This window comes from Arthrobacter sp. 9AX, assembly GCF_902506095.1.
Taxonomy (GTDB): Bacteria; Actinomycetota; Actinomycetes; order Actinomycetales; family Micrococcaceae; genus Arthrobacter.
Genome location: NZ_LR733293.1, coordinates 4,097,075 through 4,122,895, shown reverse-complemented (window position 1 = coordinate 4,122,895; position 25,821 = coordinate 4,097,075). Strand labels below are relative to the sequence as shown.

General features: G+C 58.6%; 18 protein-coding genes and 1 pseudogene. 10 read left to right on the top strand and 9 right to left on the bottom strand.

What is annotated here, in order from left to right:
• Positions 1-80: 80 nt before the first annotated feature.
• The 3 genes from BACI348_RS19120 (at position 81) to BACI348_RS19115 (ending at position 2,115) form a co-directional block, all read left to right on the top strand.
• On the top strand, positions 81-476 hold the full coding sequence (locus BACI348_RS19120; protein ID WP_159829234.1) for a hypothetical protein: 396 nt from the start codon (positions 81-83) through the stop codon (positions 474-476).
• A 171-nt stretch (positions 477-647) separates the two neighbouring features.
• Positions 648-779 carry a hypothetical protein gene (locus BACI348_RS20950; RefSeq protein ID WP_268892369.1) on the top strand — a complete coding sequence of 44 codons (132 nt, stop codon included), beginning with the start codon at positions 648-650 and terminating at the stop codon, positions 777-779.
• Positions 780-1,281: 502 nt separating this feature from the next.
• Positions 1,282-2,115 (top strand): DUF998 domain-containing protein, encoded by an 834-nt coding sequence (locus BACI348_RS19115; protein WP_159829232.1) that lies wholly within the window; start codon positions 1,282-1,284, stop codon positions 2,113-2,115.
• 402 nt (positions 2,116-2,517) lie between these two features.
• Here BACI348_RS19115 and BACI348_RS19110 read toward each other — a convergent pair whose 3' ends face one another.
• The 3 genes and pseudogenes from BACI348_RS19110 to BACI348_RS19100 all read right to left on the bottom strand — a co-directional run bounded on the left by BACI348_RS19110 (position 2,518) and on the right by BACI348_RS19100 (position 5,667).
• The gene (locus BACI348_RS19110) at positions 2,518-3,027 is read right to left on the bottom strand and encodes a hypothetical protein (protein WP_159829230.1); all 510 of its coding nucleotides are present in this window, start codon (positions 3,025-3,027) and stop codon (positions 2,518-2,520) included.
• Positions 3,028-3,526: 499 nt separating this feature from the next.
• Positions 3,527-4,482, bottom strand: a pseudogene (locus tag BACI348_RS19105) (IS481 family transposase).
• Between the two features lie 156 nt (positions 4,483-4,638).
• Positions 4,639-5,667, bottom strand: coding sequence for a DUF4192 domain-containing protein (locus tag BACI348_RS19100; RefSeq protein ID WP_159829228.1), 1,029 nt, complete (start codon positions 5,665-5,667; stop codon positions 4,639-4,641).
• Positions 5,668-6,183: 516 nt separating this feature from the next.
• Here BACI348_RS19100 and BACI348_RS19095 point away from each other — a divergent pair.
• The 4 genes from BACI348_RS19095 to BACI348_RS19080 all read left to right on the top strand — a co-directional run bounded on the left by BACI348_RS19095 (position 6,184) and on the right by BACI348_RS19080 (position 11,976).
• The gene (locus BACI348_RS19095) at positions 6,184-7,512 is read left to right on the top strand and encodes a 3'-5' exonuclease (RefSeq protein WP_159829226.1); all 1,329 of its coding nucleotides are present in this window, start codon (positions 6,184-6,186) and stop codon (positions 7,510-7,512) included.
• Between the two features lie 479 nt (positions 7,513-7,991).
• The gene (locus tag BACI348_RS19090; protein WP_159829224.1) at positions 7,992-8,411 is read left to right on the top strand and encodes a hypothetical protein; all 420 of its coding nucleotides are present in this window, start codon (positions 7,992-7,994) and stop codon (positions 8,409-8,411) included.
• Between the two features lie 972 nt (positions 8,412-9,383).
• Entirely contained in the window at positions 9,384-10,706 is a 1,323-nt protein-coding gene (locus BACI348_RS19085) for a hypothetical protein (protein ID WP_159829222.1), read from the top strand.
• A 709-nt stretch (positions 10,707-11,415) separates the two neighbouring features.
• On the top strand, positions 11,416-11,976 hold the full coding sequence (locus tag BACI348_RS19080; RefSeq protein ID WP_201298461.1) for a hypothetical protein: 561 nt from the start codon (positions 11,416-11,418) through the stop codon (positions 11,974-11,976).
• Between the two features lie 229 nt (positions 11,977-12,205).
• Here BACI348_RS19080 and BACI348_RS19075 read toward each other — a convergent pair whose 3' ends face one another.
• Positions 12,206-12,862, bottom strand: coding sequence for a hypothetical protein (locus BACI348_RS19075; RefSeq protein WP_159829220.1), 657 nt, complete (start codon positions 12,860-12,862; stop codon positions 12,206-12,208).
• Positions 12,863-13,141: 279 nt separating this feature from the next.
• On the opposite strand from BACI348_RS19075, the gene BACI348_RS19070 reads away from it, so the two are divergent.
• A complete protein-coding gene (locus BACI348_RS19070) occupies positions 13,142-14,431 on the top strand; it encodes a lipase family alpha/beta hydrolase (protein WP_159829218.1) in 1,290 nt (429 codons plus the stop codon).
• A 380-nt stretch (positions 14,432-14,811) separates the two neighbouring features.
• On the opposite strand, the gene BACI348_RS19065 is transcribed toward BACI348_RS19070, so the two are convergent.
• The 5 genes from BACI348_RS19065 to BACI348_RS19045 form a co-directional block, all read right to left on the bottom strand.
• On the bottom strand, positions 14,812-15,573 hold the full coding sequence (locus BACI348_RS19065; protein WP_159829216.1) for a DUF922 domain-containing protein: 762 nt from the start codon (positions 15,571-15,573) through the stop codon (positions 14,812-14,814).
• A 622-nt stretch (positions 15,574-16,195) separates the two neighbouring features.
• Entirely contained in the window at positions 16,196-16,810 is a 615-nt protein-coding gene (locus BACI348_RS19060) for a DUF6789 family protein (RefSeq protein ID WP_159829214.1), read from the bottom strand.
• A gap of 140 nt (positions 16,811-16,950) precedes the next feature.
• Positions 16,951-17,652 (bottom strand): PASTA domain-containing protein, encoded by a 702-nt coding sequence (locus BACI348_RS19055; protein WP_159829212.1) that lies wholly within the window; start codon positions 17,650-17,652, stop codon positions 16,951-16,953.
• A gap of 431 nt (positions 17,653-18,083) precedes the next feature.
• Positions 18,084-18,137, bottom strand: a complete 54-nt coding sequence (locus tag BACI348_RS20830) for a hypothetical protein (RefSeq protein WP_236557728.1) — start codon at positions 18,135-18,137, stop codon at positions 18,084-18,086.
• Between the two features lie 114 nt (positions 18,138-18,251).
• On the bottom strand, positions 18,252-18,443 hold the full coding sequence (locus BACI348_RS19045; RefSeq protein WP_159829210.1) for a hypothetical protein: 192 nt from the start codon (positions 18,441-18,443) through the stop codon (positions 18,252-18,254).
• 424 nt (positions 18,444-18,867) lie between these two features.
• Between BACI348_RS19045 and BACI348_RS19040 the strand changes: the two genes are divergently transcribed.
• Together BACI348_RS19040 and BACI348_RS19035 are read left to right on the top strand one after the other, a co-directional pair.
• Positions 18,868-22,326 carry an IPT/TIG domain-containing protein gene (locus tag BACI348_RS19040; RefSeq protein WP_236557641.1) on the top strand — a complete coding sequence of 1,153 codons (3,459 nt, stop codon included), beginning with the start codon at positions 18,868-18,870 and terminating at the stop codon, positions 22,324-22,326.
• Positions 22,327-23,225: 899 nt separating this feature from the next.
• Complete coding sequence (locus BACI348_RS19035; RefSeq protein WP_159829206.1) at positions 23,226-25,739, top strand: 3-keto-alpha-glucoside-1,2-lyase-like domain-containing protein; 2,514 nt, start codon at positions 23,226-23,228, stop codon at positions 25,737-25,739.
• Positions 25,740-25,821: the final 82 nt, after the last annotated feature.

Genomic DNA, 25,821 nt, shown 5'->3' with positions numbered 1-25,821 from the left:
ATTCGACCCTAGGGCTCTTCCTGCGCAGCTGAAAGGCTGGATCTGCAGTGCTGGAAATTTGGAATGGAGGAGGCCGGAATATGTTCACTCTTCGCACCATGGGGGGCATCGCCTTGCTAATGGCCGGCAGCAGTTGGCTTTGGCTCACGCCCACCTTCGCTACCAGAGGCCTGGATACCTCCGGGATCTTGTGGAGCATCACGATGGTTCTTTCCCTGGTAACCATTCTCGGTTTCTGTGTCGCCACATGGGCATTGTTTGCCAAATGGGGGTGGTGGGAATACGCCGCCCTGGCCTCGGCGGGGCTCGGGCTTCTTACGCTTTTACCCTACTGGTTCGCCGCCGTCCGCTCCGGTGAGACGGTAGGGACAGCTACCTGGAACGCGTTTGTGCACGTGCTGATGGTCGCCGTCGTGGCGGTGCTGCTGTTGGTGCCACCGTTGGAGCGGTGGGTCGACCAACAGGTGATGGGCTGATCGAGGAAGGAGGTGGATGGGATGACCATTTCCGGCCATTCTGGTCCTAGCGCCGAGTCCTCCAGCCACCACCGTCAGCCGTCGGGCCGTGTCGTCCTCGGATTCTAGGCGGCGACCGCGACCGCCGTCACCTACATCGCCTTCGACGTCGGGTTTCTCCTGGACCCCATCATGCCCGCACCATGGGACGTGTGGGTCCCTATCGGCGCCTCAGCCCTCATCGCGCCGGCCCTGGTGCTGCTGACGGTGAAGATCCATCATTCCGCGCCGGCAGATCCCGGGTGTGGACCCACAGCGCAATAGGTGGCAGTGAGAGTGTAGCCCGGGTAAAGGTGGGTGCTACCATCTCGTTGGAAAAGACCCAGATGACGGGGGCTGCGACACCTGCGGTGAGTATCTTCCGTTCCATCGACCGGGCGTGACGGCGAACTTCCTGCCGCGAGAGAACCTTTAGAAAACGAGCTTTGTACCTACGAACGCGAGTACCAAGGGGCACTCTCGGCCTGAAGTGGCCAGCAAGCGTCTGCCTGGGCGAAGGTTCACACGGCACAGGAGTATTACCAATGGCGGGCAACCTTCAGCCGGCGGCTCATCGAGGAGCACAATTTCAGCTGGGCCGGGTGGAGGGTAGCTGGCCGGACTGCTAGCGCATCAACGCTGGCTCCGTGGCCCAAATCAAACGGCGGGGCAGTTCGGCCCTACCGGTGTCCCGAGACCAGGCCCAAGCTTAACTGGTAACAGTGTGTGGGCCGGGGCCCGCGGGTCCTGCACATTTGCCACACTGCGGGCTCTGAGGACTTCTAACATGTCAATTGCACGGGGACGGCTCCCTCAGCGCCGCCTGGGCGCCGCGTTTGCAAGCGCGCGCCGGGACGCCGTACGCAGGGCCCTCCTTACCGCCGGGCCACTGTCGTCACTGCTTTACGTGGTGTTCACCGACGGCTTCGCGGCGTCCAGGTGGGACGGTTACCGCCGCATGGAGCAGATGGTGAGCGAACTGTTCGCCGTCGGCTCTCCTGGCCGCGACGTCCTGCTCCCCTTTACGTGGTTCTACACGGTGCTGTTCACCGCATTCGGAGTGGGCGTCTGGATCTCAGCATCCGGCCACCGCCCACTGCGGATCGGCGGCGCGCTGCTCACCGCGTACGGTCTATTTAACATCGTGGGAGCCTTATACCCGCTCACGCTGGGCGACGATACGTCTATTCCGATGCACATCGTCGCCACCAACATCACGCTCGCCCTCATGGTTGCTGCGATGTGCTTCGTGGCGGCCGGGTTCCACGGCCGGATGCGTGTCTACTCGATCACCTCGCTTGTTGTTTCTGCGCTCATGGGCATGGTCGCGTTTATGGCGGCCCCAGGACCGAACCTCGTGCTGGGCGTCGGCGAGCGAATCAGCATCGGCGCGTTCCTGCTGTGGGTGGCGGTCCTCGCCGTCGCGCTGTGGAACGGGTCGACGGCGAGGACCGCCACCGGGTGCCTCATGCGGACGGGGATCAGGACTGGCTGCCGGGAACGAGCCGGTAGGCGTCCGTCCAGGCCGTCGCTTGGGGCCAATACAGCAGGCACGGAAATGGCCACACGACCCGCTTGTTGCATCCCGGGAAGGTTAGAAACTCGCCTCCGAGATTCATAGCTAAAAAGCTCTGGACATCTGAGAGTCGATGAGCGATTCTCTCGCCTAAGAGTGGCCCCACTCAAACGCCGATAATGAAGATTCTGTAAAAGCTGGTCGAGCAGGGGAGCGGTCCCCCCGCTGCTCCCCTAAACATCGGCTCGAACGGCTGCCGGAACACCAGCGAGTTCTCCTGAATCTAGCGAGGCTGTGATAACAGCCCAGGGATCCCTCCGCCCGAGGGCTCAGAGTTCGGGCACGAGCGGCCAGGGCACTTGAATCCGGACGGAACCCAACGCCCGCCCACGTCGGCCGGCGATTTTACGTCTGCCCATCGGAAAAGCAGCCGGCGTCCGCACTCAGGGCACCGCGGCGCAACGAACTTGTTTTTCGTCTGGTCCGTGTAGACCTCTCCTGTTGGCATCAGCGTGAAGTCCTCCCAAGGTCCCTCATGAGAGAGTCAAATGCGTTACTAGTACTCCCGTCCATCTGTGACGAGTACCGCGGCATGCCGACGACCATTGGCGGCATGCCATCAAAGGCGGCGGTGAAGGACACGTAGTCAGGCGTACCTTCGTCGTCAGCTGGCTCAACGTGGTGGAGAGTCAGGCTTTGGATCTTGGAGCGGTGAACCACCGTGACATCGCCCTGATGCGGGTAAGGAGCTCTGCCGGAGTCCTCCGGAGCTTGTATTTCGCCATGAATCACCAGTTCGTCCGTCAGGATCGTGGCTGAATAGCGTGCTCGGCCGCCTCCGCGCCCGTCTTCCACGGTGGAAGATAGAAACTGGACTTCGGAGTCACCTACTACCCGTGCCAGACGGTGCTCCAGCCACGTCGCCACCTTCTCCGACATCATGAAGTGATCCCGTGGCCAATTGTTGTTGCTGCTACGCAGGTGCTTCTGTACCCGCTCCAAGGCTTCCTTGGACATAAACTACCCCCAGTCAACGCGCCTGGCCCAGCGCCAGTGGAGAATACGTTACCGCCCACTCCTGACAGCTCGTATAGGCTCCCCAAAGTCCCGACAGGGCACACCTGACGAGGTAGCGAACGCGCCAGTCTACGTAAGCTTCCGCGTGTGACCAGTCCAGGGCGCGAGCACGTCGTCTTACGCATGGCAGGCTACGTCCGAAAACGTCCGATTCGTCGATCTACGGGAGTTCTCGCAGCTACTTCTACTCCCGCTATTTAAACGCCGATAATGGACGTTTCGTAAAGCTGTGCTCAGCAGGTGGAGTTGCTGGTAACACCGGGAGGGCCGAAGAAGCGTCACCGAGAGGCCTCAGCTAAGGCATGTCGTCCTGCAGTCTCCCCATACGAAGCCGGTGCTCCTCAACCGCGATTGTCCGGCAGCCTGTTGGACAATCGGGTGCCCTTTCGAGTTGACGCGTCGCGGTAAACCTCTCGCGGAACCTAGTTGTACTGGGCCATTAGGTTGGTGACACCCGGGTGAGGGGTGTGGTTCCGATGCCGGTGTGGATTCGTTCAGTGTTGTAGTGCTGGAGCCAGGGCGCAAGTGCGGCTTGGCGGTGGTTGCTGCTGGTGAAGATCTGCCGATAGGCCCATTCGCTTTGCAGGGTCCGGTTGAAGCGTTCGGCTTTGCCGTTGGTCCAGGGGCAGTGGGGCTTGATGAAGCGTTTAACTGCTCCGAGATCGGTCACGGCCTATGGAACGCGGTGGAGTTGCGGTAGGCGAAGGCGTTGTCGGTGATGACGCGTTCGATCCGGTGGATGCCGTGGCCGGCGAAGTATCCTGCGGCGCGGGTGAGGAACCCGGCCGCGGTGGCACCCTTCTCGTCGGGAAGGACTTCGGCGTAGCCGATGCGGGTGTGGTCATCGATCGCGACGTGGACGTAGTCGTAGCCGATCCCGCGTGCCTTGACCTGCTCCGAGCGGCCGTGGGCACGCCAGCCGCCGCCGTCCGGGATGCGTCCGAGCTTCTTGACGTCCAGATGGACCAGTTCCCCTGGCCGGGCCCGTTCGTACCGGTTGGCCGTGGTTCTGGCCGCTCGGATCGGGGCACCTGTCAGCGGATCGCAGTCCGCCAGCCGCGGAACCCCGTGCCGGTGCAGGATCCGCGACACGGTCCGGGCCGGGACGCCGGTGAGGGCAGCGATCCGCAGGGGCCCGAACCTGACACTGCGCCGGGCGGCCAGGACGGCTTGCTCACGTTCGGAACTCGTCCGGGTCGGTGAAGACTTGGGCCGGCTTGAACGGTCTGGCAGACCAGCCGCGCCCTCGGCCCGGAACCGTCTGATCCACCGGTAGGCGGTCTGCCGGGAAACGCCCAGCTCTGCAGCGACATGAGCGACCGGACGGCCTGCGGCGACACGGTCAACGATCAGGCATCTTCCATGAACTGTCAGACGGGCATTAACGTGGGACACGAGGACCTCCGAGCGCAAAGTGTGTGAACTAGACAGCTCCACTTAGCCCGGAGGTCCTCCTCGTTTTCAAGCCCTACATGTCAACAACGTCCCGGCTCAGTACACCTAGTCCGGGGCACACGCGGTCAGAGCTATTGCGTCGCTGATGTTCTGTGGCTAGTCGAAGGGCAGTGCTTTGTAGGCGGTTTTTTTGTTCATGTTCCAGCCGGCGACGAGGCCGGAGCCGATCATTTGGTCGCTAAGGCGGGCGAGGCGGTAGGCGGGGTCGGTGTCGAGGGCGAGTTGGAGGAATTGGTGGGCTTTGCTGCCTTTGCCTTCCCACCAGTTGATGTAGCCGATGGCGGTGAGGACGGGTGCTGCGTGTTCTGCGCTGGTGTGCGTGTAGGCGTGCAGGAGCAGTTGTTGTGCCCATTCGATGCGTGACCATCTCGGGGCTGATTGGGTCTGGGCGAACAGGATGTGCTGCATAGGTTCGTCCACGCCGGGGATGTCTGCGATGAGCCGGTCCCGGATTGCGGGGAACTGAAGATGCGCGACCAGGGCGTGGCAGTCCTCATCGCTCGGGAAGTTCTTGGAGTCGAGCATGTCTGACCAGAGTTCCCGGCCCTGCTGCAGTGCGTCGGCGCTCCGCTGCGACCTGATGGTTTCCATGTAGTTTTCGACAGCGGTTGCCTTCGCTGCTGCCTCGTGGTTTGTTGGGAGCGTGATGCGGTCGGTGGGTTGGATGTAGCTGCCGCGGTAGATGAATTCAGCGTTAATGGCGCTGGTCTGGGTAGAGCTGACGGGCAGCGCAATGCTGGTGCCAGGTTCGCCGTCATAGGGGGAGAAGGTTGTGTCTCCTACGAAGAGGCCGTCCCTGATGGTGATGCCTTGTTCGGCGAGAACGCCGGTGAGCGCGGCGATGGTGGCGGCGTGGGGTTTGGCTGACCCTTGTTCGCAGGGTTCGCTGCTGTAGACCGCGAACAGGACGGAAGTGGCGGTGGTATCGCTGGTGAGGTAGTGGGCGACCGTTTTCGCGTAGGAGAGTTCCTGGCCGGGTTGGCGGGGAAGGTCGATCCTGAGGGTGGCGCCGATGCTGTTGTCATTCAGGGTGATGCAGACGAGGCTTTCCTGGGGCCAGAAGCCGAGTGTGTGCCCGATGAAGCTGAGGGCATCCGATGGTGTCTTGATTGTGAGCTTTTCCATGATCCCATTCCCTTTCAGACTTGTCATTGCGTTTGTTCTGCGGTTGTTGGTTGTGGGCGTCGTTCTGGTAGGGGACCATCCGCTGGGTTGAGGGGCCGGAGTGCAACTTGGGGTACCGGCGCCGGGACTGAAAACTTCGCTGCGGACAGCGGGTTCCGTTGTTCTGGCAAGTTTTCGGTTCCGGGGTCGGCGCGGTAGCGCCCTGGTTGCGTGGAGGACCCGCCCAGCGATCATTGGGACATATCAGAATGACGAGCAGAGAGGTTGCGTTTTGCTCATTCATCGTTGCGGACGGCTCAGGCGGCATGACTTTCGGCCGCCATTTACCTGGTCCGCGTCATGCTTTGTTGTTGTCAATATTGTCCGATGAAGCTTCCTAAAGTGCGGCACAACGCATCCCGCGAAGATGGCGGGCAAAGTCGGAAGGTCGATGACATCGTTTAGCAAACACGATTTGTTCGGAAGGCGGTGAATTGCGGTGATAATATCGGGCTCTTGCCGCGATGAAGGGTTCCCATGGAAGTTGTAGTTGGTCTGCTATTTGTCGTCGCCTTTTTCTGGTGGAGGGGTCGCAAAAAGAAGCGTCAGGCTGGAAGTAGTTCGGCTTCTGCTCGGCCTGAACCTGCCAAGCTGGAAGTGCCCAACACGCCACTGACTTATACTCAGCCGCGCGTTGAGCGGCCGGTTCGTTCCCAGCGGCCGATGCGCTTTGCCGAACCGGGTCGCGTTGGCGAGCTGTTCAGCTATGGAGGCCCTTCCTCAGGAAGGGGCTATAGCCACGACGGTCCCTTCGCTGTGATAGATGTGGAGACAACGGGTTTCTCTCCAGGCAATGGTGACCGTGTTATTGAACTGGCGATTGCCCGGGTTGATAAGAATGGGCGGATCGAAGACGAATACGCCACGCTGCTCAACCCGGAAGGTCGTGACACGGGTGCAGTTTTTGTCCATGGAATCACCAATGACGCTGTCAAGAATGCGCCGCTTTTCTCAGATGTCCTGCCGGAGGTCTTGGCGCGTTTAGACGGGGCAGTGATTGTCGCGCACAACGCAGTTTTCGAGGAGCGGTTTTTCGCTGCTGAATTTGCCCGTGCTGGCGTCGCTACACCACCTCTGCCCGCCCTTTGCTCGCTATGGCTGGGACAGCAAACTTTTGATACTCCGAACCACAAGCTGGGTACACTCGCCCAGCACGCCGGGATACCTCTCGTAGACGCCCATGCTGCTCTCGGTGATGTCAGGGCCACGGCTGCTTTGCTTCCCCTGATGCTTGACCGGTATCAGGCAGCCATTGAATTCGGACACGACCCGTCCCGCGGGCTCTTCGATCCATACAAGCTCGGAGCCGTCAGCCCGGTAACCCGGGCAGTTGCCTTGAGGAAAGGCACCGAGGGTTGGATGTCTTCGCTGATGTCCCGACTACCCATCAGCACAGGCGATGTAAGTGACGCGGCCGCCACCGAGTACCTTGAGTTGCTGGCTGTCGCTTTGGAAGACGGCAAGATCATCGGCGACGAAGCTAAAGCACTGGCAAAGGTCGCCGGTCGTGGCGGCATGGGCGCGGAACAAGTGCGGGGCCTCAACGAGCGCTTCCTGGAGATGATGCGAGAAGCCGCCTTCGCTGATCAGACACTGACAGCCGCAGAGTTAGGGGAGCTGAAACGAGCAGCAGACGCTTTGGCTGCACCTGGCTATTTCGACGACCTGCAGCCGAGTACAACGCCTTCGAACCAGGCCGTCGAACAGGGATTGGATGAGCCAATGGGAAAGGACGTCAAGGTCCGAAAGTGCGGACACTGCCGAACCCCTGGCCACTACCGTTCGAAGTGTCCTGAGCTGAATTAGGGGGTGTGGACATTGTCCACACTTTCCGTCTCAGATCCCGTCCTACAGGCCTCGAACTAGGCCGGTTTCCCTATGTTTTCGCGGGTTCCCAGTATTTTCAAGGGCGGGAATGTAGTTCGAGTCCCACCTCGGGCACAACAAATTGCCTCGTCAGAGGCGATTTTGCTTGGACGTGTGTACAAAGCTTGTGGTTGCTTCGCTCTGACGGCTGGGTCGCGGCTCTAGCCTGGCTGCCGTTCTATTCAGGTGTGTGGGGCGGCGGGGTCAAGTCCCTGGCTGATGGTCCTTCCGCCTGCTTTAGGTGAGTTCTTGCGTTTTCTCGTTCCGGTTATGTTGAGTAGGCCGGTAGTGGCTTACACCTATTCATGGGCCGGGGGAGCGGGGAAAACATGACTTCGGCGATGTCGCTATAGGACGCGAGACCCAGGATAAGGTGGCTGTTCAAACTGTTTGGGGGAACATTGAAATACCGCGTGTTCATGACTACGGCCGCTGTCCTTCTGGCAGTTACCGGCTGCTCCAGTTACTCAGGGATCACCGCAGTCCAAAGGCCTGCAGAAGCCAAAGACGACTTTCCTGACGACATTCTGCTCTCAGACCCAGACATGCCTTCCGACTTCCGACTCCTCACTGAGGACGGCCGGGTCAAGTATTTCGCAGCGGAAAGCTCCGACCACGCCATCGCCTGCGTCGCCGCCTATCCACTGGACAAATTAGACCAATGGGTTAGTAGCTGCAGCGACGGGATTACAGGTGACCGGGAAATCGTTACCGTCACCCATATCGGACAGCCGACGGTAAAGTTCGTCACAACCGGCTTTGACACTCGGGCTCTCGAATTTGAGGGTTGGCGCAAGGTTCACGCCAGTGTTCTCGTCGGGGCAGTGCCGCGCCCGTAACGCGATGGGAAATCAAGACGCAGCACCGACACGTCCCCACCTTCTCTGAGCCAGGTCGGGGAGATGGCCCTGATGCCTGACGCTGCCACGCTTTCTTTATTTACCCTCACGTATTTGGGAACGTTGGCGGTGGGCGCTCCGGGTGGCCGGTTCGAAAGAGGCCTGTCCGTCCATCGTCGCGTTAGCCGGTACATGGCGGGGTCGCCGGAGAGTGACGCTTCCAAAACGACCGTTTCTGACCTCGTGGCGACAAGTCTCCGAAAAGGCCGGAGTGTGACTTCTGGCGGTAAATGGCGGTCTTTTTTCGGCGTTATTTGGCGACGGGTGCGGCCCGCAAGGGATCCCCTGGCGGGCCGCAAAACGTCCGGTGATCGACCGGCTACTGGGACAGGGCCATGACGCCGCGCATCGGTGTTTAGCGGCGGACGCCGATCGGGAGCCGGTGACCCCGGTATCGTCGTCAGTACAGAGGGTGGAGGGGGAGCGAATGAGCAATGGCAAGACGAATGGTGGACGTCTGCGCCAATGGTGGCACGAGTTCAATTCGAAGACAGTCCCGTACCCGACGGACCCGGGCCGCGCCGCGGTGCCGTACCCGCCGTCCAGGCGGGGTCAACGGCATGCATTCGCAAAATGCGAGGAGTACCTCCTGCGCGAGATCGTACACGTTGGCGGCTGGGCCCGGCACGTGAACGTCCGCGGCGCCCTCTCGTTCGTCGCCCCGTGGCTCATCCAGCCCTGGCGGATACACGCTTCGCTCATGACGACACAAAGGGCCGCGGACCCAGTAGGGCTTAGATGCCGAAGGTGGTGGACTGGCTTGCTAGTCACGGAGCGCTCCGGGCGCTCGGGTACGAGCAGCGGAACGCTAGCCCATTCGTTTATCGGACGCTGCTCTTGCCCACGGGACGAACGCCCATCAGTCGACCCTAGGGGTGAGAAACTTCCCGGCGGCAGGAGGCTAAAAGACGCGTGAACGAAGCAGCTGGGCTTGAAGCTGAGAGGACCAAAATGGAGAACGCAGGGGAGTCCCCTCCGGCTAAAAATCAGGATGAGTTGGCAAGTGACGGGGGAACCGTTGATAAGAAGAGCCAAGTGGCTGCACTTCGCGCTGAAGTCGCTCAGAGGAAAGCCGAGATTGCATCTCTAAGAAGCGCGATCGTCAGTGCTAAAGGCCAAAGCATCCGGAGTGAATTTGGCGAGTTTGTTGGAATCATTCGCAAAGAGTGGGTAACTCTTGTTGCTTGTATTGCTCTCGGAGCCATTTTGACTTTAGCCGCAGCTTTTCTGCTAAACGTCGGCGATCAAACTTTTAAAGCCTTCATAGTTCAGCAAACTGAGCAGCGGGTCCAGTCATATCTCGGACGGCTCTTTGTAAGCCCAGCAGTGGGAGGAGTTGCAGCTCTACTCGCAGCCGTCATCACAGCCGCGGTCGTGTTCGCTCAACTAAAGCATACAAAGGCAAAGGATCACGCAGAGAACTGGTGGGAAAGATACGAGTGGATAACTGAGCGAGCCTTCCCCTCGAAGGCAGAAAATAAGGACAATGCGATATCTGAGGGTTTTGCCACAATTCTTTTGAGCCAACTTGAAGTTGAGGCAGTATCCGACCTTCAGAAGAAAGCGTGCTCAAACTTCATGTCCCTCTTAGTGCGGGAACTGCCTGATAAAACTGAGGAGGTCCCGGTCGAGGCGGAGGTCCCGGCGGATGCGGAGGTCCCGGTTGACGTTGCGATTCCACCCACCACGACTGACGGTCCGGTGGATGTGCAAGAGCAAGGCCCAGGCCGGGTGTCGAAGAATGCGTCCAAGAATTCGACCGCCCTGGCGCTCGGCACTTTGTTCACAGAAGTTGATCGTGCGTATGAAGCAGCCTTGGAGTACGTCGAAAAGACCGAGGGGACGACCAGCAGTTCAACAGATGCAGAGATTTACGTTCTCAAACGTCAGATCGTGGACGCTCTCACTGAAGAAGGTATAAAATATCGAAAAGTGCTAGGTGGTAAAGATGACGAGATTAGCGTCCAATATGGTGCCGCTGGCCGACTTACGCTCGTTGCGCTGCCTCGCAATCCGAAAGCAGCGGAGAAACGTATTTCGAATTTGCGGCTATCGGGAAGACCAGTGCTTGCCCTATCTGCAACGCCGCTGCGGGAGGGCTTCAGAGAAAACGTTGCGGCGATGCATTGGCGCCCAAGCATGGGTTCAGGGAGTCTGATCAAAGCAATCTCCGCTTTCTCGCTTTATATGTATCAGAATAAACTTGTTGATAAAGGTGAGTCTCCGCGGCACTAGTAGGTCGGGAGACTGGGATGAGCGATAGATGGCGGCGTTTTGGGGAAAGGTCGCGTCACTCTAAGCTCTCCAAGAAAGCTTGATGTCCAGGCGAAGAGGGAAGTCTTGACGGACCTCGTCTCGTACTTCACACCCGTTGCTGTCGTCATGTTGCCCAATCAGCAGTGCCACGCGAGGGGAAGCGGTCCGGGTACTTAGGGTCCCGTCCGTGTCCGCGCCAGTACTCGTCCCGCTGCCACAATGAGAATCTGGTGACTTGGACGCAGACTACGACGACAGCGACGCCGAAGAGAATACTCCGGGTCCAGAACCACGCCTCCGAATCGATACCAACGAGACTTAAAACGGTTGAGATCAGCATGATGATCATTACTGGAAGGAACCAGCGCAAGATGCGTTGAAGCCTTCGCTGCACTTCTTCCTTCGTTGCCATCTTGCCTCCGTTAGTCGGGATGCTGGCCGGTTCCAAATCGAATAGCTCTAAGGAGGGGCTTTGGATCTATTGCGATGGTGTCAGTCATTATCCGCACCGCCCGGTTCCATGGGTAGCGTGACCATGGCTCGGTCAAACGGGCATTGAATGGATTGCCCGGTGGCGGATCCCTCATCGCACAATCTCGGACTATCCCGGAGCCGTGATTAGCAGAGGCTCGATGCGAGGTGCGCACGATGCCCGATAAAGGGCTTCTCCGCGGCAGAGACGAAAACCATGAACGCCATTGCAACCGACACCGCCACTACGGCCGACACCAACGAAGTAATCGAGGCAGTATCCGTCCTTCGTGACTACCACGAAAACGGCGGCTGCGACTGGATGGAGCTGATCGATGCCGAGGGCTGGGCAATCCTTGGTGTGTGGGGCTGCGAGGGCTGGGACTTAGGCCAATGGCCCTACGTCATGATCGCTGTTACCCGCCACGTCCGACACCATCGGCAACCTTTTCGGTGTCGCCTCCTACTGAGAAGAACGTACGGCAGCATTAGCGGAAAAGCCCAAGCCGACCAGCTCCTCGCGGAAGCCGAACGGGCCGACAAGGCCCGTCGCCGAAACGTCGAAGCTGACAACGCTAAGCCCGAACAGCCAGCGGATGAAACTGCAGCGACTTACGACTTAGCAGAACGACGGAAAGCCGTGCAGGCTCGACTCAACGCCGATCGGAACCACGCAACTCCACCAGCAGCAGCTGTCTCGTCTTCGCGCGGTAAGGCCACAAAGGCGCGGACCGTGCGCACGGCCTTGGCGTTGCGAAGCAACCGCAAAAAGACCTGAGCAGATAGGGTTGCCCGTTGAGGTCTTCAGCACCCCGCTGGGTTTGGCATTTACGTGCCGTCATCACACAGGCGTGGACCGGGCTTGTCTCAGCGGGCTAAATGTGTGAATGGGGGCGCCGTACACCGCACCTGCCAGGGGAAACAGTTGCCGCAGCAGACCGCCCGACTGCTCGAGATCAGATTCGGCTCGCGCGACCAAGCTGCACGGGCAGCGTAGCCCCCCAACTTCAGTAGATGGCGGCGCGTCCGAAAACGACTTCTACGGAGGTTTGCCAGTCGAACGCCTCGTCTCCTCTGATGGCCCCGTCGAGAGCAAAGCTCGTTACGAGAATGCTCCCTGCTGACCTACCGCTACGAGGCGCCGGTTCGTACCACGAGGCAAGTGTCATTCCGCGACCATCGTAATCGGCTACTTCCTGATTCTTGGTTGTGAATAGCGTGGGGATGTCGCCGGTTCCAGTTACTACAGTGACCGGAACTCCCGTAACCAACACATCGTAAGGAACCACATCATTTCTGCCGCCCACATTCCCATCCGGCCAAGGATGTATACCCTTATGCATGGGCCTGCCCCCTCTGACGGCACGAAGCAGATCGTCCACGTCAATAAACGCCTGCCCCAAAGAATCAGTTTGGCTACTCCCTGAGCCCAGCAGCATATAGGTGCTGTAACTGCCTCGTATTTTCCCCAAGAGGTCTTCATGGCGGTGCGCGGGTACAAGAGCTATGCGGTACCTCAAGGTATTTCGCTCTGTGAACACCTCGGCGAACCCCTCGGGAAGTTTGTAACTAGGCGGCAGGCTGGCAAGCAGGTCCGCAGCCCTCGCGATACTTTCTTGGTCTAACGCGCTGTCCGCTGCTGACGAATCATCGGTATTTTCCAACGAAACCTCCTGGCTCGGCTGAGAACCCCCCGTGACGGATTCTGATAAAGGACACATATCTCACGTGGCGTTACTACAGCGTTACTGCGGGATTCCAGGGTGCCATTTGCAATTCGCGTCCGATGCTTTTGTCAAGGTTACGGACAATGAGGTCTAACAGCTCCTGGGGAAGCTACCAGTCGGACGGTAGGAACTGGCCCCCAAGTAACGGCCCAGTAACGGCCACGCACTTATCCTCAAGAAGAAGATTATGTCCCTGCGAACCGGAGGAGGTCCCCATTGACCAGCTTGGGGAGGGAATTCGGCTATTTGCAAGTACATCCTTCTACGCCTGAAGCTAGACGCAGTGATCGAGAAGTAGTTCTCCTGCTTCACGGCCTTGGCGGAAGCATCAATGATTGGAGACAGCCGCAATGGCGCGGGCTCCATTGGCAGCATCGAACGCCGCGAGACCGCCACGACAATGACAACTTCATTCCACCTCCGACCGGATTCCTCCTTCCTCCGTCCCTAGCCGACATGCGCTCGGATATCCGATGTTGGGCCGGAGTCCTGCGCGGCATGGGTCATACCGTCATCAACTACAGCCAAGACGGTAACCAGGAAACCGTCGACGTCCCGCTCCGTCAGCTTGAGTCTCACATCATTCCCTTTATCAGGCAGCAGGTCCTGCAGGGGCCTCTCGCGAACAAGAGGGTCGTGGTGCTGGCGCACAGTCGCGGGGGCATTCTCGTTCGTCGATACCTCGCTGATCATTTACAAGATGGACCGGACTGGATCAGTAAGGTGATTACGGTAGGAACTCCCCACGGCGCCACTAACGCCCCCTTGGCGAAAGGGAAAATTGGGGACATGGTAGACGCTCTCCTGGGGAATTTCTTGCCCATTCCGGAGATCGACTTTCTAAGTCCACAATTTCTGATCAGATATGCACTTGATCGTATTTTTGACTGGTACGACGTGACGCCGGGTGCCCGCCAACTCCTGCCAAACAACCCAATTTTCAACAGTCTGTCGATGCCAGCGGACACACCATCGATTGATTTCCACACTTTCGGCGGTTCATCTGTAAGGTTCTCCGGCCTGTTCTTCTGGAGGTATACCCTTTCGAGCTATCTTCCCGGTGGCTTTCCAGACGTGCGCTTTGACTGGACAGAGGAAGCCAGCGAGCTGCCGATCATTTCACCGTTGCTGGACTCGGTTCCGGACGGTCTACTTTTTGAGGAACAGGTGGAGGGAAGGGGTGACTCTTGCGTTACCGTGAGGAGCTCACAACTTACAGGCGCTTCCCATGAGACGCTTCCGTTCAATCACGCAGAAGCTCTTTGGGATGAAATGCTCTTCGAAAGAGTAGGGCAGATCCTCGGAACGCCAGTAAGAAACGTTACGGCGGTAGGGTGTGGCGCCGGGTTCCTCGGTAATGATTCAACTCACGAATTTCATGACCTTGCCCGAATGAGTGCTAACTGCCAAATCAACGAAATACTGCGAGTCGTTCTTTTTGACACACCGTTAGAAGCAAGAAAGTCTGGATTTGATGCTTGTGGTTGGTGCCGACCGGACGCCTAGGTAGGTTGAACCGGAATTTGCTGCAGCCGCATCAGCAGCAACTGATGCCGTCGTCTATAGCCGACAGCTTTGAAGCGCCACCTTGAGAGTGCGCCGGATCGAGGCGGCGGGACGACAGCTCAATTTCTGCGGGGAAACTCGAAGCTGCTAGGGGGTGGACCTGACATTGAGCTGTAGTCAAATTTTGGCGCTGGACGAACAAAACATTTCCACCTGTGCATCGGACGGGCTCGAGGGAGTGTTCTTGCCGGCCCAGGTTTACTCAGCCAATAGGTTGGTTGCACCTGCTGACGGGTAGTTGCTGGTGAGTTGCGAGGGCGGAAAGCAGGCGCTCCTACCGATGAACTTGCGCTATCGCATCACGAAAATTTATTGCCCTGCTATGAAATGCCAGGGGGGCAGTTCAGTCGTACGTCACGACCGCCTACAGCAGATTGATTGCGGCCATGATCAGTGGTTTCATCGTAAGACTTTGAAACTTCATCCAACTGGTCTTTGGACTCGGCCATGTATTCATCAAGTTTCCGTTGCAAGTCCGCTTGGGCCTCCTTCCGAGTCCCACCCTCGCCTGTGATCGTTTTTCCGTTTCTTGACATGAAGTCAATGGCTCGCTCATGATGGCCCTCTTCATGAGCTCGAAGCGCATCAGAGTACTCCTGTACGGCTGCCTTGTCCGCTTCCGACATATTTGGCCACTCAGGAACTTCCATGACCGTGGCCGTCTTACTGGGGTTCAACTTCCAAGTAACGTCTACCGACACTTCGTATCCGTCACCGTTGTTTCCTGCTAACTGTGGCTTCCCAAGCACGGGAGTGAATCCCGTCGCAGCACTGCCAGTCTCGACGCCCGAATTGAGCCAGTCACTAGCCGTTCCGCAGTTTTTAAACTTTCTCTTTTTGACCTTCGGCTTAGGGCTGCCCTTGGAAGCGGCGGCAATAGCCGCGGCCGCGGCGCCCCCTGCTGTAGCGATGATGCCGATGGTCCACCCAGTATTCTGACAATCCTGCGGGGAGACGAAAATATCGCAGTTGTCGGCAGCAGCAGGGCCCGCAACTAACAAGATGAACATCGCAGTAAGAACACCACTGACAGCCATCTTGACGAGATGCGAGACTGTTGCGCCGGCGAGGGTGTTGGTCAAGAGGTCCCCCGTTCGCGAATCAGCAGCACTGAGAACGCGCTAGCGATCAAAGTGGCGAGAAAGAAGCGTCCGTCCAACCCCACTGGCGAACGAGGCGTCAATGTAGCGCCACCAAATAGTGCAGGTAAGTCAAGAATTGAACCGTGCACTATAGCGAAAGCCAGAACGATAGCCACCGCCGGGGCCAGAACCAAGCGAAGCCATCGGGGGAGCAAGGCGTCTCGCCGCAGGTAGTAGCGTTGTAGTAAACGGTCTATTTGGTCACCCATGAGTATGACTGGCACGGCGACAGCGGCGGCGCCTAAAAGTACAGCACCTCCTGCCCCCGAGGTTCCCTGGCCACGGAGTAAAAAGTAGAGAAGCGGCGTTAGCGCCACCAGTGTCCTTCGCATCTTCCAAGGAAGCACCAACCAGCCGTTCACGAATCTATTTGTCCACCCTGAGGTATCTCTTAGGGACATCGCCTGTATCGCACCACCGATTCGGGCTCGAAATAGTGCTCCAAGGATAACCGCCCCTCCAACGAACACAATAAAAGGAACGCTTCGGTGGGTCATCCAGTCTAGCCATGCGAAGAATATGACGTAGGCAATGAAGCCCCAAAGGCGCCGCAGGTTCTGAATCATCTCAGCACCGCTGTGGCTGGCAATGAGCATCGCCGCTGAACATAAAGCCCTATAGCCACGCCGTACGACGCGTGGGCAGCGAGACTAATGGTGACAAACGGCATCAGGGCAGGCGGCCGCAAGAGCGTGCTGGAAGGATAAATTGCTAGCATTGCCACCTCCAATGCCAGACCCCAAAGAAGCCCGTAGTGCCACCGCGCAGCTCCTGCAAATAGGGCATAGATGATCGCGAAAGTTATTCCATTGCTTATGTGATATGCCCAGCCAAAAAGAATTGAAAGGCTTGAATTGGGCGTTTTTCCCGTAATTAGAGATCCGAAAATGTAGATGGAATAGAATGGTGACAAGTCCGCTGCAAGTAGCAAACCAATAATCCAACGGACAAGGTTGTAGGCACCAAGGCCAAGAATTCCACCAACGAATCCAGCACTCAAGCGCTGTACTATGATGTCGCGTCCCGCATGGCCTGCCCTGATTCGAATGCCCAACAAGATGACCATCCCAGGGAGTGTGACGAAGGACAAGGTGTAAGGCATGCGAATGAAATCAGCCAGATGGAGTAGAAGGGCAGCAATTGAAGTAATTGCCGCCGTGAATGCAAGAAAAAACATTAAAGGGTCTTCTTGCCAGCCAGCTCTGGGGTTGGGCAGTCCGCCCCCTGAGACGGGAAGGCGCCGCTCCATAAGCCATCACTCCCTGATCCCATTACCGTACGACGGGTGAGTTTCTCGAATGGGTAGGCATATCTAAATCATTCACACGTTGCCAGTTGTTCAGCCACTTCATCAATTACCTGGGTGTCCTGCACAACTTGGAACTGATAACTTGCAGTGACTCCACGTTCGAATGTAACTTCACCGTAGATTGGATGCTGTGTTTGCGGTTCAAGATTCTGCAGTCCTTCATGGCGACTGAAATCGAGTGTAAATCTGGAACTATCTTGATCGCGCATCTGCACATGACCCGTGACGTTGATCCTATCTGCTGTCCTTGATAAATTATTAAAGACAGTGACGACGATCTGGCAATTAGCAGCCGGTGGTATCCTGATGAATTCGACACCTGTAATAGTAAGGTCCCCAGGCCGGACTGGCGTGGAGGGAGTTCCATCTTTGGTCTTTCCAACTATCAGGTGAATCCTGTCATTTTCTCTAAGCACTGTCCCGGCGGCCGGTTCCACCCTGACCACCCTGCCGACCTGAGATTCTTCAGCTTCCTCTAAGAGTGTGGTGAAGAGGATTCCGGCGGCCAAAAGTTGTGCGCTGGCATCCTCAACGGTCTTATTGACCAGATCTGTTGGAACCCTCAGCGTTGCGTCCGGAGTGTCTGTGCCCGATGGGGCAGGGGTTTGGACTCCAGTATTGCTGCCTGACGTTTCCGGCGTAGGTGCTGACGAGGATCCAGTGTTGTCTGTTTGAGATGAGCATGAAGCGGTTAACAGGTTGACCGCCATTGCCCCCGCTACCACTGGCATCCAAAAGCCTAGCTTCCTTGTCGACTGCGACATCCGCCTCACCTCCTCAAGAGCTTGCGACTGTTGCTCCTTTGTTCCAAGCACCGCGTCTGAACTATTTGCGCCCAAGCACGAAACCTGGATAACGCGAAAGCTTCAAAGCCAAAGTAGGCCCTGACCACCTAGACCTCCCTGATTTGCACGTTTCTGAATGAGGCGCGCCCCCCATGGGCTTGAAGCCCGATATAGCTCGTAGCGTCATGGCTCCTCCTAGCTATCGTTTCCGTTCAGCGTTACTGCTCCGTTACTGGTCCATCACCTCGGCTAAGGGCCGGCCCACTGTCTGGTACGGGAACCCTGCGATCTTCAGAAGAGGCCTTCGGGGGGCCGCTCACACGGGAGAGCTTTGAGCTTGTTGGTCGTGCCCGCCACTAACGGGGCTTGCATCCCTTGAATGGACCGTCCGCGGAAAGTAGGACTCCCATGTGGTGGTCTGCGTGGTCTCGCCACCAGCGGCTTCTTCTGCTTCAGACTCCCCAGCTTCCAGTGGCCCGGCAGGTTGGTTGGGGACTTCAGGTTCGTCGTCTCATTCGCCTAGGTCAGTCGTCGGCTGTGCCCTTGCTGGATGCTACGGCGGTAACCCAAGGATTCATCGTTTCAGTGGCAGCGGTCTCCGCGGTGGCTCGCTGCCTGGAGGGGTCGTGGGCTTCGACATTGATTCCGGCGTCGTGCTTGCCGCCAATCCACGGCACTGTTTCGAGCAGCGCTGCGGGGGCGCCGGAGGCGAACATGATGGCGCGGCCGTCAGGCGCAAGGCAAAGACCGTCAGAGTAGGTCGGAAGGCATGGAGAGGCTGTACAGCCTTCCCTTGGACCGGACGAACTTTGCCGGGTCCAACTGCGGCCGGTGATCAGCCGGGCCCTAAGACACCTGAGTAGGTAAGTTCTCTTCACAGGACACTTGCCGGGAAAACACATCAACCCGGGCTACGTAAGGCAACAAACGGAAAATTCACACTAATCTGAAGGGCTCCTTGTCCATTGCAGGAACGCAAGGGACAGCGTCGACCAGACGGGTGAAACTCAATAACGCGTCAGTAACGACATCAGCTGGACACTTGCAGGACCAGCGAGCCAAATGACGCGCTCCTTGAGCTAGCGGACCGGTCATGTGTTCAGCCCTGGAAGTATTCGCGGATGGATGCAGGAGGCAGCGATGGTTGTGGGTTTGACGATTGCAGATGGCTTGACCCCGACTAGCGGATGCCGCTATAACCCGATCGATGACAGGGTCTATGTCGCGGAAATCTCGGGCCGAGTCACGAGCCTCGGTTTAAACCGCTCAGTGCAAGCAGTGACCCGCGACCTGCGGGGCGCCGTGGATCTGGCGATCACCAGTGATGGTCTCACCGCGTTCGTCGCCATCCGGGACGGCCGTCTCTACCTGCTCGACCTGTCATCGCCAGATTCGGCGCCCCAGCTCGTCTCTAAAGACCTCGGTGGGGTCGCACAGATCGCCTGGATTCAGGCGCGATCTGCCGTATGGGCAGTGCAGACGGGATCGGAGGGATGCCTCATCGAAATCGCACCCGCGACCGGCGATGTCTCGCGTTTGTCGGGTGCGCTCAATAACGGAGTGGGCCTTGCCGCCCGTGCTGACGGCTCGCTTGCCTTCGTCTCGCGTCCCAACGAGATCCTCGCGGTCGATGTTTCGGCCGGACCGATCTCGTCGTTAACAAACTCGTTCGAGAGCCCGGGCCGCCTCACCTGGACGGACGACAGCGAAACGGCGCTGCTGCACGCTGAGCCCAGCACAGGTGGCAGAGTGGAGCAGATCGACTCGGCCGGTGTGACAACAGTGCTGTTCGACGCAGGGGATGTGCAGCCGGCAAGCATTGGCATGGTGCGGGATCAGGTGGTGATCAGCGGCCTGCGGGAGGTCATCGTCTACGACCTCTCCCCCGTGCCGCCAGGACCGGTTGTCACCAACGTCTCGCCTCTGCTCGGCCATGGTGGCGACGTGCTGGTACTTTCGGGCAGCGGGTTCGGGGTCTGGGCGACGCCCGTTACCGTTGAGGTTGGCGGTACGCCAGCAACCGTCCTGGAGCACTCGGACCACCGGCTGCGTGTGCTTACGCACCCCGACACACGGGACGGCTCTCTCATCGTTGAGGTAGGGCCCGATGTGCTCGATGCGGGTAAGTTCACCTTAAACGCGAGCCCAGGGTACTTCGACGACGGGCCGCCGCTCGTGCTGGCAGACATTGCACCCACACCCGCGCTCGGCGAGCAGGGTCTGCCGAAGTCAGGCGGCGCGGTCTTCGTAGCATTGGTGACCCCGTCCGACCTGTCATCACCGCTGACGGGCGCGCGCACAACGATCGACGACCGTTGGAACGGCACCGGAGGTTCGGTCGCCACGTACTACGATCAGGCCAGCTACTCGAAGAGCGCTGTCAGCGGTGCCGTGACAGCCGGTTGGAAGACGCTCAGCGGCAATCTGCTTGACTACCACTGGACGTCAGAGCTGAAACAAAAGGTCGACGCCAGCGGCAACCCGGTTTACGACGCGAACGGCCACGCAGAGTTCGAGACAGACGCATCTGGAAATCCCGTGGCTCAAACAAACCCCGACGGCACCATCAAGATGTACAACAACTTCTGGAACAATCCGCGGCTGGTCGCCGAGGCAGTCCAGCTCTATAAGACCGAGATCGCCGCGGCGCAGCCCGACATGATCGCCGTGACGTGCTACACCGGCGGAAAGTTCACGCGTGGGTGGGGAAACATGAGCGCCAAGACCTTCGCCTTCTCCGCGGCGGGGCTAAGCATCAATGAGACGCTTAGCAAGGACACCCCGTACATGACGGTAAACGAGGACGCCGACTGGGGTCGTCTCGCGCATGAGACCGGGCACAACATCATCGACCCGAAGTTCGTGGCGGGAGCGCACCTCGGCGAGGACATCTACGGGTCCGATCTTATCGACCCGGCCGAGGCGACCGCTGCGGCTTTCGACATAATGGGCTCCCACGACGCATTTCACCCACTGTTCAGCGGCTCGAATATGGAGAATCTGGGCTGGTTAACCGACGCGCACGCGGCAAAACCCAACGACGAGAACCTGGGAGGGCAGACAAACATCGGGCGCGTTAAGTGGGACCGGAATCCCCGCGCCCTTGAGGTCGAGCTGGAAGCACACGGCACGACCGAAAACACGGTTCAGGGTAGGTATCACGTACTGAAGATCATCATCACACCCTCCCTGGCGTACTACGTCGAGGTACGGCAGCGTCCGGGCACGACCGGTCTGGTCTTCGACCCGAATCTGCCTCTCGGCAGCGGGGCCAACCCCAACCAGGGCGGAGTTATCGTTACACGTGTGCTGCTCGATTCCGTCAATAACAATCAGCAGACCCGCTTCATCACCCTTGCCCATGCCTCGAACGTATTGCGCACCGGCGGCGTCGTCGTTGATCCGCTGCGCGACCTCAAGATCACCGTTGTGAACGACAACGTCCAGGCATGGCCCCTGATCTGCAGGGTGAAGATCGAGTGGGCACAGAACATCCCGAACGATCCCAACGGCAAGTTCGACTTACGCATCCAGCCGTGGGACGACAGCTACCAGACACCGGACGTCTGGATCGACCGTAAACAGGACGGCGTGTACGACCAGCCCCTAGACGCTGAGGGCCGGCCGCAGGGAAGCGGGGACAAACCCCTCGTCAAGGCCAAGAACGACTTCTATTGCCGAATCCACAACGATGGGACAGATGCAGCAGCCAACGTCCTAGTCACTTTTTACTCAGTAACACCCCCAGGTGTGGGCGACAACGGCAGCTGGACGCCAATCAAAACAGCTACCGTGAACTCCATCGCCAGCGGCTCCTTCTTTGACGCAACGACGGTGTGGGTGCCCCAGATCGGTGAGCACACCTGCCTCAAAGTCGCGGCAACACATCAGCTGGGAGAGATAACTGGCGGCAATAACCAAGCACAGGAGAACATCTCGGAGTTCGACCTGTCGGCCGGGAGCCCGGTGCACCCGCTCACCTTTCCGGTCGCGGTTCGCAACCCGTCCGCCAACCGCCAGCGGATCCACTTGCGTACCCGGGTCACGGGGCGTTCCAAGGGTTACCTGGCGCAGATCCCACACCAGTGGGTCTGGGTCGACGGACACGACGAGCGTGTCATCGAAGTCATTGTCGCGGCACCCAACGACGTCGGGCGGTATGTCGAGCAGCCCGCGATTGATGTGCAAATCGACGGATTCCTCGAACGACGCTACACCGAGACCGCAGATGGGATCGAGCCAGGCGAATTCCTCTCACCCATAGGCGGGCTTACCGCCCGATGCAAGGCCAAGTTCACCGGCAGCGTGCGCATCTGGGCGGAATCCGGTGAAGGGACAGTTGCGGTGGGCGGGGACGTCAGCCCCGGAGGCTCGGGAACTCCCGTGCTCATCGTCATCACGGGAGGACCCGAAGGCGATGTAGTAGTGGACGAGACCGTGACGGGGCCGTCTGGCGCATTTGATACACAATTCGACCTGCGCGCGGTAATCGACCGCAACCCCGAGCTGGACGGCCGGGCAATCGACGTTGTCGCCGTGGTAGACCACGCCGAATTCGTCGCGGGCCTACGCTCGAACTCGTTACGTATTCGACCCTGAGCAGCTAAGGAGAGGACCAGGCCATAGTGTTCCCACGGGGTGCGAGACTCCTAATTTTCCCTGGAAGAAGTGTCCCAGTTCCCGAGCGGGCAAGAGCCGAATTCAGAGTCACCGCACGAGGCTCCTACACGCGCTTTACACACACGATTCGATCAGCCGCTGCTCATCATTTTTGAAGGAATGTCAAATGGTTGTTGTCCGCCTGTTAAGCGCCGTGAAAAAGCAAGCGACTGGAACTCCAGGTTCGAGCGCCGTTCAACGTGGATTCGACGTTACAGTACAGACCCTACCGAACCTTCGGGCCTACCGAGTCGTAGTCGTGTGGACACCGGATCGATGGCAATCAGTTCAGCGCACGGTGTGTGGTCTGAGCGATATCCAAAATGACTCTGACATCTGGACCGGCAGCATAAGCTACTTCACGACGCCCCCGATCACTCTGCACTATGCCCTGGCTGCAGCAAGTCCTGACGGTATTTCTTGGGACAACAACTCTGGATGGAATTACATGATCTAAATCTGGACCTGCGTCTGGTCAGAAATGCATAGTGTAGACACGGGGACCGGTATCCCTTCCAGGTATGGGGAGCCAATCCTTCCCGACTCAGCCCGCCCATGCACGAGGAAAGTCGCCGGTGTGCACTAGCGGGGGTCTAATCCTGCCGACGACCTACGGGCCGAAGCTTAGATAGCGCTTCCAACCGCCCCAATCTTGTAACGGAGCCATCGAGTATTCGATCTAGAGGGGGCAACTGCGTGGACTTCTTGAGATGAGCCCCGGTTCCGACAAAGGCCGGACAGGTCGCAACCAGATTTGTCTGACGGGGTAACGCACCAGTAACGCGCTCTCGTTCATGCTGTTCTAGCGACGTCCTATAACTCGTGTGAGGAGAACCGCTGTGCCGACATCGCCGATTCCTACGCCCGACACCTTATTTAGCCGCGATGTTCTGGGCCGATATGTCTGCAACACCATTGACGAAGCCAAGGCAGCCCAAGATGAGGCTTTGAACGCAGATGCTCGACCATTTGACGTCATTGTCGTTGGAGGCGGCAGCTTTGCTGGCACCTTCGCTCAGCACCTTTTGACAGTAGACACTGGTCGTCGGCACCGTGTCCTGGTTCTGGAAGCGGGACCGATGCTTATCGGTGAACACGTTCAAAACCTGCCCATGATTGGCCTCGGGGATCCCGGACCCGGCGGGGCCACCACGCTGGACGCTTTACAGGCGGCCGGAAAGGCTGACAAACCTCGATTCGAAGTGTGGGGTTTGTCTTGGCGGTCCAACGTTGCTTTCCCCGGATTGGCATACTGTGTTGGAGGCAGGTCACTGTATTGGGGTGGGTGGTCCCCGCGGCCGCTGCCGGAGGAACTAACGGGCTGGCCGCAGGCCGTCGTAACTGACCTTTCATCACCCGACGGATTTGATGCCGCGGCGCGGCAGTTAGGCAGTGATTCCACCAACGACTTCATCTATGGTCCGTTACAGAACGCCCTGCGGCGGGTCCTCACCGACGCCAACGGTGGCATCACTCACGCCATTCCGTCTGCTACGTTGCCGGATCATCCTGCCGTTGCCGCACTCGGGCAGGCCCCTTCTGCTGATGACATTGCTCGAGTACTCGGCCTGGAAAACGCAGGCGGACGTACTGCTAAGCAGCTTCAAAATGAGGCGAAACTAGAGGCTCCACTTGCTGTTCAGGCAACTGCTCGTACTGGCTTTTTTCCCGGTAACAAGTTCAGCTCCGGACCTCTAATTGTCAAATCTTCCCGTACAGCCTGGGGCGAGTGGCCGCGTGAGGATAACCTGCGACGCCGTCTGATGCTTATTCCGAACTGCCATGTCCAGCAGCTGGTCCATGACGGATCACAAGTGACGGAGGTACGTACGAACCTAGGCAATGTTCCTGTGAAACGGGGCGCCGTTGTTGTTATTGCCGCAGGAACCATTGAGAGCACCAGGCTTGCCAAGAATTCCTTCCAAGGACTACCCCAAACCGGTGCGATAGGAACCGGGCTGACCGCGCACCTGCGATCAAACTTAACGATCCGCATCCCGCGCACGTCCTTGCCCACCAATCCACCCGTCGCCGAACTCTCTGAAGCTGCGTTGTTCCTGAAAGGCCTTCACACTAAACAGACGGACCGTTACTTCCACCTGCAGATTACAGCCGCTGGACTGGGCCCCCAGGGCAACTCTAGTGAGGCTGAACTCTGGCAGAAGATCCCGGACATCGACACCCTAGACCGCTTCAAAACAGCCAGCGACTCTCACGTCGTCATTACCATCAGAGGCATTGGAGAGATGGACACCGACAACGCCGCCAGCTTCGTCGGGCAAGATATGGGAGATCCTGATTATGGGACCCCTAGAGCCCTTGTCGGTATAACGGCCTCCGCCCGGGATCAAAAACTGTGGACGGCCATGGACGAATGCAGTGATGACGTCGCTCTGGCTTTTGCAGGAGGCAACGATTACGAGGTGCTGGCGGCCGGCCGCTGGCAAACAGTCTCGGCCAATGCTGCTCCCTCGACGGTGCAGCCGCATGCGTTCCGCCATGATGGGCTGGGCACCACTCACCATGAAGCCTCCAGTTTGCGCATGGGATCAGATCCAAACACTTCCGCAGTGAACAGCGATGGGCGCTTGCATGCTATCTCTAACACCTACGTCTTAGGTCCGGCTGTCTTTCCGCGGCTGGGCAGCCCCAACCCAATGCTCACGGGCGTAGCACTTTCCAGACGTCTGGCAGAACACCTGGCACCGAAGCCTGGTCCCCAACCAGACAATCAGCTGGGAGAAGCACTACCCTATGTGGCAGAAGCCGGCTACCAAACATTGTTTGATGGATTGGATAACAGCAAGTGGCGCTTCGCGGGGAGTGGAGCTTTCCCACTTGTGGACGGGGCTTTAGTGAGCGAACCCGGCGACGACCTCGGATTGTCTTGGTGCACAACGCCAACCCCAGCAAACTACCGCCTTCGTCTTCAATTTCGTCTGTCCCGACATGACGACAACGCAGGTGTTTTCGTGCGATTCCCAGACCCAAACAGCAAGGGCTACAACAATCCCGCCTGGGTGCCTGTCCACTTCGGATACGAGATTCAGATTGATGACTTGGCCAGACCCGATGGAGGCGACAACCACCGGACTGGGTCCCTCTACGGCATAGCAAATCCAAACTACAACCAAGTAGCCTGCCAGCCGCCCGGTCAGTGGAATGATCTGGAAATTGACGTCATGAACCATACGTACACCGTTCGACTTAACGGGGTTCAGAGCACGCAGGTTACGAGCAACATCGCGGGTAGAGGTGTCGCGAGTAGCGCGGCGGTTCCAAGCTTCATTGGCCTGCAGTCGCACGGGGGGCGGGTCGCCTTCCGCCACATGAGGATCAGGACTCTACCCTGACAAAAATTGGGTGCCTTGCCGACGGGCATTTGATTCATTCAGGCATTTGAGGCCAGCGGCCTGGTGCATGCAGATTACCTCG